A 12134-nucleotide genomic window follows, 5' to 3' on the forward strand; every position below is an offset into this window, starting at 1 on the left:
TTCTTAAAACGGCTCTCATGCTACACTAAATATGAACAGATTCATCAGAGGAGGCAGACCATGCAATCGAAATTGATTGAACGTTTAATCACATATGCAAAAATTGACACACAGTCCGACTTCACGAGTGAGACGACTCCGTCGACGGCGAAACAATGGGATTTGATTCGCCATCTCGAGACCGAGTTGAAAGCGATTGGACTCGAAGACGTCGAGACGGATGAATACGGCTACTTGTTCGCCACGCTTCCGAGCAACGTCGACCATGACGTACCAACGATCGGGCTCCTCGCCCACGTTGATACGGCGACCGACTTCACCGGGACGAACGTCAATCCGCAACTCGTCGAGCATTACGAGGGCGGCGATATCGTCTTGAACGAGGCGCTTCAAGTCATTTTGTCGCCTCGTGACTTCCCGGAGCTCGACGGCTACGTCGGCCATACGCTCATCACGACAGACGGGACGACGCTGCTCGGGGCCGATGACAAAGCTGGCATGGCTGAAATCGTCACCGCGGTCGAATACTTATTGGCCCATCCGGAGATTCCGCACGGACCGGTCCGCATCGCCTTCACACCGGACGAAGAGATCGGCCGCGGCCCGCACAAGTTCGATGTCGCCCGCTTCAACGCCGACTTCGCCTACACGATGGATGGCGGCCCGCTCGGCGAACTCCAATACGAGAGCTTCAATGCCGCCGGTGCCACGGTCACGTTCCACGGGACGAACGTCCATCCGGGCAGTGCCAAAAACAAGATGGTCAACTCGATGAAATTGGCGATGGCGTTCCATAACCGCCTTCCGGCCGATGAGGCGCCAGAACATACGAGCGACTATGAAGGCTTCTTCCATTTAAACGGCTTCTCTGGCGACGTGGAGACGACGACGCTCCAATACATCATCCGCGACCACGACCGCACGAAGTTCGAGGCGCGCAAAGCGTTGCTTGAAAAACTCGTCGTCGAATGGAAACAAAAATACGGCGAAGCGCGCATCGACTTGAAGATGGACGACCAATACTACAACATGGCCGAGAAAATCGAGCCGGTGAAACACATCGTCGACACCGTCGCCGACGTCATGCGCGAACTTGGCATCGAACCGAAAATCGAACCGATTCGCGGTGGGACAGACGGCTCGCAACTATCGTATATGGGACTCCCGACCCCGAACATCTTCACGGGCGGCGAGAACTATCACGGCAAGTTCGAGTACGTCTCCGTCAACAACATGGAAAAAGCGACCCACGTCATCATCCAGACGCTCCGCACGTTCGCTGAACGTGCGCGAGCATAACACATGCGCCTCCAATCGTTCTCTTCTAGAATAGAGACATTGGAGGCGATTTTTATGAAGCATACGTTTCAAATGAACCTCGACTGGACCGGCGGACGCAATGACGTCGGTACGCTCGAGGCCGAACGGTTGAAGACACAAATCTCGATTCCCCCGGAAATGGATGGGCCCGGCATCGGGACGAACCCTGATGAGATGCTGCTCGGTGCCGCGGCGACGTGCTATATCATCACGCTCGCGGCCATGCTCGGGCGCAGTGACCTGCCGCACCGTGGCATCACCATCGACGCCGAAGGCATCGTCGACGTAACGAACGGCGTCTTCACGTATGAGACGATTCGCTACACGACCCGCATCAACGTGCCGGCAACAGCCACAGACCGTGACCTCACGCTCGTCGAACGGATCGCCAAAAAAGCGAAAGACGGTTGCATGATTTCACGCGCCTTGGCCGGCAACGTCACGTTCGAGCTCGACACGACGGTCATCCGCGTCGACTGACGATGTATCGCTTCGCAAAACCCCTGCAAGCAGGAATCATCTTGAAACGGCGCAATCGATTCGTGATGGACGTGTTGCTCGGTGATACCGTCGTCGCCTGTCACTGTCCGGTCACTGGCCGCATCGGCGACCTCGTCTTTGACGGAGTGCCCTGTCTCGTCTCGACGACGAACGACCCGCGACGGCACACCGCCTACACGGTAGAAGCCATCTCAATCGATGCGGATGGACAATGGATCGGGATTCATCAAGGTCGCGCCAACGATTTCGTCGCCCATTGTTTGGACACGGATGCATTACCGGTCTTCCCTTCCCCAAAACAGGTGGGGCGTGAGCACGTCGTCGGGTCATCACGACTCGATTTCAACGTCGATGGTGTCTATATGGAAGTGAAGGCACCACTCGCCGAGCTGTTCGTGACGCCTCTCGCGCGCTTTGAACGACGTGCGGTGACGAGACCGGTCGAGACCGAACGGTTGATGCGGCATCTCGAGACGTTGATTGCGACGTTGCCGGAAACCAAACGGGCCGTCCTGCTTTATGTCTTCCTATACGATGCGCCCGTCTTCACCGGTCATCCGAACCGGAACCATGATGCACGGATTCGCCAGATGCTTCGCGATGCGATCGCGGACGGACTCGAAATTTGGCAAGTGAACGGCGAGCTGACCACAGAAGGGATTCGTATGATCCGTTGCGTTGAGACAACGCCTCACTTCAAGTAAAAAAGCCATCGTGGATGGCTTTTTTACTGTAGTAATAGTGGGGTCACGTAAGCCTCGATGACGGCCGAGATGGCGAGGAGCGGCACCGCGATGAACAGAAACATCTTCACACCTGCCACGAACAGCGCCTTGAACGTGACGTCCGTCTCTTTCCCGCGCAGTTTCTTCCAGATGTAACGGTTCAGCGACAACCCCATCGCCGCTCCGAGCAAGATGGCCGAGATCTCGGTGATGCCGTGCGGCAAGATGCCGAGCACGATGACCCGGACGACCGATTCGCCGGCGAACCCGACGAGCATGGCGACCAGGCCGATGACGGCCGCGTTGATGACGACGAACACATACGGGATGAAGAGCGGAATCATCCCGAGCAAGAACGCGAACAGCGTGACGCGTGTATTGTTCACGAACAAAGCGATCATCGTCTCGCGCGCGCTCGTATCGAACGTCAAGCCCCTCGATTCAAACGTATCTCCGAGCTGGGCTAAAATCTCGTCTACTTGATCGGGTGCGATAAACGATCGAAACAAGAAGTACGACCCGATGCCGGTGATGATGAAAAGGATCCACAGTCGCAGAAAGTCGTTCCGATAATAGTTCGACCACGCCTCGCGAATGGATAATGATGTTTTCATTTGAATTCCCCCTTTATCAAGCTATACGAATCTCGTCAACGTTCGTTTCATTTTTCCCCACGACTGCGCGTTTTCCAAAAACGTGATACAATACACGTCGTAAACAAATCAGAAAAACGAGGGATCCTATACATGATTACAGTAAATAACGTAAGTCTCCAATTCGGTGGACGCAAGTTGTTCGAAGACGTGAACATCAAGTTCACACCAGGCAACTGCTACGGCTTGATCGGCGCAAACGGCGCCGGGAAGTCGACATTCTTAAAGATTCTTGCCGGTGAGCAAGACACGACAACAGGTGACGTCAGCTTCTCGCCTGGCGAACGCCTCGCCGTCCTCAAACAGGACCATTACGCGTACGAAGACCAAGCGGTACTCGAGACGGTCATCATGGGCCACGAGCGCTTGTATCAAGTCATGAAAGAGAAAGACGCCATCTATATGAAAGAAGATTTCTCTGACGAAGATGGTATGCGCGCTGCTGAACTCGAAGGCGAATTCGCCGAGATGAACGGTTGGGAAGCCGAATCAGAAGCTGCCATGGTCCTTCAAGGACTCGGCATCACGGACGCATCACACCACAAGCTCATGAGTGAGCTCACAGGTGGCGAGAAAGTCAAAGTCCTCCTTGCGCAAGCATTGTTTGGCAAACCTGACATTCTTCTCCTCGATGAGCCGACGAACGGTCTTGACCTCAAAGCGATTCAATGGCTCGAAGAGTTCTTGATCAACTTCGAGAACACCGTCATCGTCGTATCCCATGACCGTCACTTCTTGAATAAAGTATGTACGCACATGGCTGACCTCGACTTCGGTAAGATTCAATTATACGTCGGGAACTACGACTTCTGGTACGAGTCGAGCCAACTTGCTTCACGCATGGCCAACGACCAGAACAAGAAAAAAGAAGAGAAGATTAAAGAGCTTCAAAACTTCATCGCCCGTTTCAGCTCGAACGCCTCGAAGGCGCGTCAAGCGACGTCACGTAAGAAGTTGCTCGATAAAATCACGCTCGACGATATCCGTCCATCGTCACGCCGCTACCCGTTCGTCGGTTTCTCGATGGAACGCGAAATCGGGAACGACGTGCTCTACGTCGACAACGTCTCGAAGACAATCGATGGCGTCAAAGTGCTCGACAACGTCACATTCTCACTCAACAAGACAGACAAAGTCGCATTCGTCGGGCGTTCGGACGTTGCCATCACGACGCTCTTCAAAATCATCATGGGCGAGATGGAGCCTGACACGGGTACAGTTAAATGGGGCGTGACGACGACACAGTCGTACTTCCCGAAAGACAATTCGGAATACTTCGAAGGCTCGGATAAGAGCATCTTAGATTGGTTACGCCAGTTCTCACCAGCGGACGAATCAGATACGTTCCTTCGCGGCTTCCTCGGACGCATGCTCTTCTCAGGCGAAGAAGTCATGAAGAAGGCTTCTGTCCTCTCAGGGGGAGAGAAAGTCCGTTGCATGCTCTCGAAAATGATGCTCTCGAACTCGAACGTCCTCGTCCTCGACGATCCGACGAACCACTTGGACCTCGAGTCGATCACGGCGCTCAACAACGGGCTCGAGACGTTCAAAGGCGTGCTTCTCTTCAGTTCGCATGACCATCAGCTCATCTCGACGATCGCGACGCGCATCATCGAAGTGACGCCGAACGGCATCGTCGACAAAGAAGCGACGTACGACGAGTTCCTCGAGAACGAATCGCTCCAACAACAAGTTGAATCACTTTATCAGAACGCATAAGAAAAACGATCGGCCGCGGCCGATCGTTTTTCTTATTTGACCTCGACGATCTCCATGATGTGCTCATGGATGTCGTGGCCTTTTGTCACATGGACTTGAACGTTATACGTACCGGCTTCAGGGAACGTATGCTCACCCGCATAGTTTCCGCCTTCCGTCTCTTCGAGTTTCACCCACTCGTGTTTGTCTGCACCATCTTTGAACACTTCGAGTTGAACGTCCGCACCTGTCAACGTCTCATGCTCAATCTCGACGTTGACGGTGAACGGTTGGGCTTCCTTGGCGACCGCTTGTGTTGGGTCGAGGACGATGTCTGCTCCGGCGTGATGGTGATGATCTTCCTCAGCCTCGGCTTCAGCCGCGGTCTCCGGATGACCGACCGTCACGTTCGTCGTCGGCATCGTGTGCATCGACCGAGCCGTCACGTGCACTTGAACCGTGTAGATCGCTTCGTCAGCAAACATCGTCTCCGCCTCATACACGCCGTCTTCTGTGAGCGTAGCTTTTGTCATCTTGCTCTCTTCTTTGGCACCGTTCTTCCAGACTTCGAACTTAATCTCGTCGGCGTCATCGACCGCTTTTCCGTCTTGCGTGACGCGAACCGCCAATGTGACCGCCTCGTCTGTATCGGCTGTCGCCGGCACATTCAATTCTGCCTCTACCGGTTCCATCGATGGCGTGGTCTCGGCGCTTTTTGTCGCCTCATCTGTCCCACATGCCCCAAGAACGAATAGACCGACAAGTCCAAACGTTACGCCAACCCGTTTCATCATATTGTTCATGTTGAATCCCCCTATTCAATCGCTTACATTCTTCACACATTGTTCATGATAGCACCCTTTTTCAGGAAATGTGTGAGTATTGTGTGAGATTTGCCGCGTTTACCACTCATAAATTGAACACAAATTTTGAAAAATATTATCCAAAAAATCCTTTACCCGTTTTTAGGAATGGACGATGTTTGTTATCAAAAGGGGGTATATAAAATATATACACAGCTCAATATTTGGAAAGCCTTAACATCAAGATACATACACCTAAGAATGGAGGCGAAACCAAAATGAAGAGCAAGTTCGTACGTGTGTTAATGGCCTTGTTGATCATGTTGGCACCGTTAGTCGCTTATCCAAAATCGGCCGATGCCGCCGCGTCTAAATTCATCACGAGTGTGAACACGACGAGTAAAGTCGTCGCATTGACGTTCGATGACGGAGCGGATGGGGCGAATACGAATAAGATTTTGGACATACTTGCCAAGAACAACGTCAAAGCCACTTTCTTTTTGACTGGATCGGGCGCCGCTAACCATCCCCAATACATCAAAAACATCGCCGCTAAAGGTCACCAGCTCGGTAACCACTCCTACACCCATCCAGACTTCACGAAGTTGACCGCCACACAAATGAAATCGGAACTCGATCGGACGGAAGCAAAAGTCAAATCAATCACCGGTAAGACAACAAAACCAATTTTCCGACCTCCATTCGGCGCCGTCAATAGCGCCGTGTTGAGCGGGGTCGGTGCAGCCGGCTACGGCTACACGATTCAATGGAACATCGATACCGTCGACTGGAAAGGTGTCACGGCCAGTCAAATCAATACGAAAGTACAAGCGAATATCAAACCTGGCTCCATCGTCCTCATGCACACCGGTGCCGGCGCTCCGGGCACACCGCTCGCCTTGCCAACGATGATTTCGCAATTGAAAGCGAAAGGCTACAAATTCGTCACCGTCTCGCAATTGCTCGCGTACCAAAAAACATCGACGAGCAAAACGTATACCGTCAAATCAGGTGATACGCTCTATAGCATCGCCCGTGCTTACAACGTCACCGTCGCTGCGCTCGCTGCCGCCAACAAAATCACGAACTACAACTTGATTTCTGTCGGACAAGTGCTCGTCATTCCGGGCACGACCGTTACACCACCAACGACGACTGTGAAATACACGGTCAAATCCGGTGACACGCTCTATAAGATTGCGAAGACGTATAACACAACAGTCGCGAAAATCGCAGCCGCCAACAACATCACGAACGTCAGCTTAATCAGCGTCGGGCAAGTGCTCACGATTCCGCGTTGAACGTAAAAGAGATGATGCCGCGGCATCATCTCTTTGTTTGTGTTCACTTCACTTCAAACTGCTCTGCCTCGGTAGATCCGGCCAATGCCGTCGTCGACGACTGGCCGCCGGAAATGACGAGTGACACTTCATCAAAATACCCCGTCCCGACTTCGCGCTGGTGACGTGTCGCCGTGTAACCATGCTGTTCGGCACTGAACTCGGCTTGTTGCAACTCGGAGTAGGCCGCCATCCCGCGGTCTTTGTAGCCACGGGCGAGTTCGAACATCCCGAAGTTGAGCGAGTGGAACCCGGCGAGCGTGACGAACTGGAACTTGTACCCCATCGCCCCAATCTCTTGTTGGAACGTCGCAATCTCCTCGTCCGACAGCTTCTTCTTCCAGTTGAATGAAGGCGAGCAGTTGTAAGCGAGCAGTTTACCCGGGTATTTCGCATGAATTGCATCCGCAAATTGACGCGCTTCATCCAAGTCTGGTTCGGACGTCTCGCACCAGACGAGGTCGGCGTACGGTGCATAGGCAAGACCACGCGCGATGGCCTGCTCGATGCCTGCCTCGGTGCGGTAAAACCCTTCCGGTGTCCGGTCACCGATAATGAATGGATGATCGGTCGGGTCGATGTCGCTCGTAATCAAATTCGCGGCGTGGGCATCTGTCCGGGCGACGATCACCGTCGACACTCCAATGACGTCTGCCGCGAGCCGTGCGGCAATCAAGTTTTTCACGGCCGTCTGTGTCGGAAGCAACACTTTCCCGCCGAGGTGTCCGCACTTCTTCTCCGACGACAACTGATCTTCAAGGTGGACACCGGCCGCCCCCGCCTCAATCATCGCTTTCGTTAGTTCGAACACGTTGAGCACACCGCCGAAACCAGCCTCCATGTCGGCGACAATCGGAGCGAACCAATGCGTGTCGCCTTTCCCTTCCGCCGTTTGGATTTGATCGGCCCGCTGCAGCGCTTGATTGATTCGTTTGACGACGCTCGGCACCGAGTTGGCCGGATATAGGCTTTGGTCCGGATACATGTGGCCCGACAAGTTCGCATCGGCGGCGACTTGCCATCCGCTCAAATAGATGGCCTCGAGGCCCGCCTTCACTTGCTGGATGGCCTGATTGCCGGTCAATGCTCCGAGCGCGTGGACGTAGTCCCGCTCGTGAAGTAACGCCCATAACCGTTCCGCTCCTTTTGTCGCGAGCGTATGTTCAATCAACACTGACCCCCGAAGTCGCATCACGTCTTCGACTCCGTATGGACGTTCGACCCCTTCAAATCGTTCCGACTGTAACATTTCCTCAAGTTGTGCGTGTTGTTCGTTCATATCCATTCCTCCTGTATTATATTAATTTTATTTTTAATCATTTGTTATATAACAGATGGTGCAAAAATTAATCTAAATAGGCACAGCATTCGAGCGCCGCTTTGAATGACGAGTGCTCCATGCCGCAGCAACGACAGACGTTTTCTTCATCCGGTTCTTCCGGTTTGCGGAACACGACGACTTCTTCGACCGGCTCTTTCATGATTTGGAGCGATCCATCGGCCCGATCGAGGACGAGGCGCATCAAGTCGTTCCCGTAAACGAACGCCGTATTGGCGAGCGTCGCTGTCGATTCTCCTGAGATGATGCGGCGGACGACCCAACGTTCAATCAAGTGTTCGCTTTCGATTTTTTTCGTTGTCATCATGATGCTCCTCCTTTTAAGTTCGGTTCTCGTGTCACTTGTTGTAAAAACTGTCGCCGGCGCCGGTGCAAAATCGGTTCCGTATATCCGTTCGGCGATTCGTCGCCTTCGAACACTAAATCTCGTGCCGCTTGATAGGCGAGCGAACGCTCCACGTCAGGCGCCATCGGACGATAGTTCGGGTCCGACGCGTTCTGCGCGTCGACGACACCGGCCATCCGGACGAGCGTCGCTTCCACTTGCTCTCGGCTACAGACACCATGGTATAGCCAGTTGGCCACGTGCTGACTCGAGATGCGGAGCGTCGCTCGGTCTTCCATCAAACCGATATGATGAATATCAGGCACTTTCGAGCAACCGACACCTTGCTCGACCCAACGGACGACATACCCGAGCAAGCCTTGCAAGTTGTTCTCGAGCTCCTCGTTCACGTCTTCGTCCGTGTAGACCCGCGTGGCGAGCGGGATTTCAAGCAACCGGCTTCGTTCCGTCTCGTGGTCGAACGAGCGGGCGGCCACTTCACGTTGGACGCCAAAGGCGCCGACTTGATGATAATGGAGCGCATGCAGCGTCGCCGCCGTCGGTGACGGGACCCAGGCTGTCGTCGCCCCGGACCGGACATGGTTGATTTTTTCACGCATCATGTCGCCCATTTGGTCCGGCATGGCCCACATCCCTTTCCCGATTTGTCCATGGCGGTGGAATCCGGCGTCGAGTCCGACCCGGACGTTCGACCGCTCATACGCGTCGAGCCAAGCCGAGACTTTCATCTCCCCTTTTCGGCGCATCGGTCCGAGTGTGAGTGAGGAATGAATCTCATCCCCGGTTCGGTCGAGGAAGCCTGTATTGATGAAGACGATGCGCTCTTTCACTCGTTCGATACAGTTTTTTAGGTTGAGCGACGTCCGCCGCTCCTCATCCATCACGCCAACTTTAATCGTGTGACGCGGCAACTCGAGCACATCTTCAATCGCGTCGAACAGATCGTTCGTGAAGGCGACTTCTTTCGAGCCATGCATCTTCGGCTTGACGATATAGATAGAGCGTTCGCGAGAGTTTCGTCTAGCATCGAGATGGCGGCTCGAGATGAGCGCTGTGAAAATCCCGTCTAAGATTCCTTCCGGTACTTCACGTCTTGCCTCATCAAGCATCAAGTCCGTCGTCATCAAGTGTCCGACGTTGCGAATGAATAAGAGCGACCGGCCCGGTAGCGTGACGTCACGTCCGTCCGGTCCGATATAGTGTCGGTCCGGGTTCAACTTCCGCGTGAGCTGTCGCTCGCCTTTCATGAACGTCGCCTCGAGTGTCCCGTCCATGAGACCGAGCCAGTTCGAGTAGAGCTGGACCTTCTCTTCGGCACACACGGCCGCGACCGAGTCCTCGCAGTCGATGATGGCCGATAGTGCGGATTCGAGCTCGATGTCGACGAGTCCCGCTCGGTCGGTACGCCCGACCGGATGGTTGCGGTCAAACGTCAACTCGACATGAATCCCGTGATGGACGAACAGGAGCTTGTCCGGCTTGTCTGCGGAACCAGTGTGGCCGACGAGACAATCGTCTTGAAACGGGACGTGATTTCCTTCGATGACGGCGTGCGGCCTGCCCGCTGACACGACATAACCGTCCGATTCCTCGTGCGATCCCTCTCGGAGCGGGAACGTGTCGTCGAGAAAACGTTTGGCATAGGCGATGACCGCCGCCCCTCGTTCCGGATTATATCCAGTCGTCGGTTCCTCGTCCGTGTCGATGACGTCCGTTCCGTACAAGGCATCGTATAGGCTGCCCCAGCGAGCATTTGCCGCGTTCAACGCATAGCGTGCATTATCGAGCGGGACGACGAGCTGTGGACCGGCCTGGATGATTTCTGCGTCGACGTTCGTGACGTCGATCGTAAAGTCGGGAACGACCGGCTCGATGTAATGGATGTCTTGCAAAAACTGTTCGTATCGATGTTGCTCGAAGTTTGGCCCATGTTCCTTGTACCAGTCCTGTAACAGTCGTTCGTATGCTGCTCGTTCTTCCAGCAATGCCTCGTTCCGCTCCGTGAAGTCGTCTAAAATTTGACCGACCCCGGCCCAAAACTGTTGGCGTGAATCCTCTTTGGGCAGCACCTGCTCCGCAATCAAGTCGACGAGCGCCCGATGGACACGATATGTGCCGATGCTTACGTATTGTTCCAAGCCGTCACATCCTCCTGTTTAATTGTTATATATCAGTTGAATATAATATAGACTATTATATAACAGTTTGACAACAGTTTTTTTTCGAATCTTTTTAGTTGCCTTCTGTCCCAAGACCGATTAGGATACATATGTGACCTATCAATGATTGATTCATCAATTAGTTTAAGGAGGATGTCTCATGCGCGACGCCTGTTCGCTCAGCGACGAAATCCTTTACCACGTCATTACCGTACAAAAAGAACTCGCTCAACTGTTCGATACGGAAATGGACGGACTCAGTTCGACCCGCTTCGATATTTTGAGCAACTTGCATCACGTCGGCCCGTTACGTCAACGTGAACTGCAACAACGGGTCGGGGTCGACCATGCCGCCATCACGCGTCACTTGAAACAGCTCGAGACGCAAGGGTTAATCACGCGCGAACGATGTCTCCAAGACAATCGCGTCATCTTTGTCGATTTGACGGATGACGGCCGCGAGCGGATTGCACATTGGACCGAGCAAAAGAAGTGCTTATCGAACCGACTTTTTGTAAACATGAAGGTAGAGGATCAACAACAGCTACTTGAATTACTAAATACATTACAAACCAACATTCAACACGAAAGGAAGACCCTTATATGAACACGACTACACAAAAAGACTTTATGGAGATCGTCAAAGGACGCCGCTCGATTCGAGTCTATGATGAGAACGTCAAAATCTCGAAAGAAGAGATGACACAAATCTTGGAGGAAGCGACGACCGCTCCGTCTTCACTTAACCTCCAACCGTGGCGCTTCGTCGTCATCGATAGCGCGGAAGGAAAAGACACGCTCCTCCCACTCGCAAGCTTCAACAAACGTCAAGTCGAGACGTCATCTGCTGTCATCGCCATCTTCGCCGATTATCAAATGGCCGATTACACAGAAGAGATTTTCGATACGGCCGTCGAGCGTGGCCTCATGCCGCCTGACGTCCGCGACCGTCAAGTCGATATGATTACAGGCATCTTCAAAGACGCGCCGAAAGAGTCGATTAAAGACAGCATCTTGCTCGACTCAGGTCTCGTCGCGATGCAGCTCATGCTCGTCGCCCGCGCCCACGGCTATGACACGAACCCGATCGGTGGCTATGACAAAGCGAACATCGCGGAAGCGTTCGGCCTCGAGAAAGAGCGTTACCTTCCGGTCATGCTCCTTTCCATTGGAAAAGCCGCGGAAGACGGTTACCAATCAGTCCGCTTCCCAATCGACCGCATCACGGAATGGAAATAAGCAAAAGCTCA

The 12134-nt window shown here is 53.6% G+C and carries 12 protein-coding genes; 7 read left to right on the forward strand and 5 right to left on the reverse strand.

Going from position 1 to position 12134, the window contains the following annotated elements; genetic code table 11:
• Positions 1-60: 60 nt before the first annotated feature.
• Genes pepT through KNP83_RS11250 form a run of 3 tightly spaced genes read left to right on the forward strand, consistent with a single transcriptional unit; the run spans position 61 to position 2525 of the window.
• Positions 61-1299 carry a peptidase T gene (gene pepT / locus KNP83_RS11240; RefSeq protein ID WP_214762543.1) on the forward strand — a complete coding sequence of 413 codons (1239 nt, stop codon included), beginning with the start codon at positions 61-63 and terminating at the stop codon, positions 1297-1299.
• 54 nt (positions 1300-1353) lie between these two features.
• Positions 1354-1800: an SACOL1771 family peroxiredoxin gene (locus KNP83_RS11245; RefSeq protein WP_214762544.1), complete on the forward strand. Its 447-nt coding sequence runs from the start codon at positions 1354-1356 to the stop codon at positions 1798-1800.
• Between the two features lie 41 nt (positions 1801-1841).
• On the forward strand, positions 1842-2525 hold the full coding sequence (locus KNP83_RS11250) for a DNA/RNA nuclease SfsA (RefSeq protein ID WP_214762545.1): 684 nt from the start codon (positions 1842-1844) through the stop codon (positions 2523-2525).
• A gap of 23 nt (positions 2526-2548) precedes the next feature.
• On the opposite strand, the gene KNP83_RS11255 is transcribed toward KNP83_RS11250, so the two are convergent.
• A complete protein-coding gene (locus KNP83_RS11255; protein ID WP_214762546.1) occupies positions 2549-3160 on the reverse strand; it encodes a stage II sporulation protein M in 612 nt (203 codons plus the stop codon).
• Positions 3161-3292: 132 nt separating this feature from the next.
• Between KNP83_RS11255 and KNP83_RS11260 the strand changes: the two genes are divergently transcribed.
• On the forward strand, positions 3293-4918 hold the full coding sequence (locus KNP83_RS11260; RefSeq protein ID WP_024370935.1) for an ABC-F family ATP-binding cassette domain-containing protein: 1626 nt from the start codon (positions 3293-3295) through the stop codon (positions 4916-4918).
• A gap of 32 nt (positions 4919-4950) precedes the next feature.
• On the opposite strand, the gene KNP83_RS11265 is transcribed toward KNP83_RS11260, so the two are convergent.
• Positions 4951-5700, reverse strand: a complete 750-nt coding sequence (locus KNP83_RS11265; RefSeq protein ID WP_214762547.1) for a FixH family protein — start codon at positions 5698-5700, stop codon at positions 4951-4953.
• Positions 5701-5978: 278 nt separating this feature from the next.
• On the opposite strand from KNP83_RS11265, the gene KNP83_RS11270 reads away from it, so the two are divergent.
• The gene (locus KNP83_RS11270) at positions 5979-7001 is read left to right on the forward strand and encodes a polysaccharide deacetylase family protein (protein ID WP_214762548.1); all 1023 of its coding nucleotides are present in this window, start codon (positions 5979-5981) and stop codon (positions 6999-7001) included.
• Between the two features lie 43 nt (positions 7002-7044).
• Here KNP83_RS11270 and aceA read toward each other — a convergent pair whose 3' ends face one another.
• The 3 genes from aceA to KNP83_RS11285 form a co-directional block, all read right to left on the reverse strand.
• Entirely contained in the window at positions 7045-8319 is a 1275-nt protein-coding gene (gene aceA / locus KNP83_RS11275) for an isocitrate lyase (RefSeq protein WP_214762549.1), read from the reverse strand.
• Between the two features lie 67 nt (positions 8320-8386).
• Positions 8387-8686, reverse strand: coding sequence for a hypothetical protein (locus KNP83_RS11280; RefSeq protein ID WP_251139346.1), 300 nt, complete (start codon positions 8684-8686; stop codon positions 8387-8389).
• Entirely contained in the window at positions 8683-10863 is a 2181-nt protein-coding gene (locus KNP83_RS11285) for a malate synthase G (RefSeq protein ID WP_214762550.1), read from the reverse strand. Before KNP83_RS11285 ends, KNP83_RS11280 begins: the two co-directional genes overlap by 4 nt.
• Positions 10864-11044: 181 nt before the next feature.
• Here KNP83_RS11285 and KNP83_RS11290 point away from each other — a divergent pair, with 181 nt between their 5' ends.
• Complete coding sequence (locus tag KNP83_RS11290; protein ID WP_214762551.1) at positions 11045-11491, forward strand: MarR family winged helix-turn-helix transcriptional regulator; 447 nt, start codon at positions 11045-11047, stop codon at positions 11489-11491.
• Positions 11488-12123 (forward strand): nitroreductase family protein, encoded by a 636-nt coding sequence (locus tag KNP83_RS11295; protein ID WP_214762552.1) that lies wholly within the window; start codon positions 11488-11490, stop codon positions 12121-12123. Before KNP83_RS11290 ends, KNP83_RS11295 begins: the two co-directional genes overlap by 4 nt.
• The last annotated feature ends 11 nt before the right edge of the window (positions 12124-12134 follow it).

The organism is Exiguobacterium sp. s146 (assembly GCF_018618415.1).
Taxonomy (GTDB): domain Bacteria; phylum Bacillota; class Bacilli; order Exiguobacteriales; family Exiguobacteriaceae; genus Exiguobacterium.

Bases quoted from the DNA above. Each gene is read 5' to 3' on its own strand.
- KNP83_RS11295 (WP_214762552.1), top strand. From the start codon at position 11,488: ATGAACACGACTACACAAAAAGACTTTATGGAGATCGTCAAAGGACGC.
- KNP83_RS11260 (WP_024370935.1), top strand. From the start codon at position 3,293: ATGATTACAGTAAATAACGTAAGTCTCCAATTCGGTGGACGCAAGTTG.
- KNP83_RS11265 (WP_214762547.1), bottom strand. From the start codon at position 5,700: ATGAACAATATGATGAAACGGGTTGGCGTAACGTTTGGACTTGTCGGT.
- pepT (WP_214762543.1), top strand. From the start codon at position 61: ATGCAATCGAAATTGATTGAACGTTTAATCACATATGCAAAAATTGAC.
- aceA (WP_214762549.1), bottom strand. From the start codon at position 8,319: ATGAACGAACAACACGCACAACTTGAGGAAATGTTACAGTCGGAACGA.
- KNP83_RS11245 (WP_214762544.1), top strand. From the start codon at position 1,354: ATGAAGCATACGTTTCAAATGAACCTCGACTGGACCGGCGGACGCAAT.
- KNP83_RS11255 (WP_214762546.1), bottom strand. From the start codon at position 3,160: ATGAAAACATCATTATCCATTCGCGAGGCGTGGTCGAACTATTATCGG.
- KNP83_RS11280 (WP_251139346.1), bottom strand. From the start codon at position 8,686: ATGATGACAACGAAAAAAATCGAAAGCGAACACTTGATTGAACGTTGG.
- KNP83_RS11290 (WP_214762551.1), top strand. From the start codon at position 11,045: ATGCGCGACGCCTGTTCGCTCAGCGACGAAATCCTTTACCACGTCATT.
- KNP83_RS11270 (WP_214762548.1), top strand. From the start codon at position 5,979: ATGAAGAGCAAGTTCGTACGTGTGTTAATGGCCTTGTTGATCATGTTG.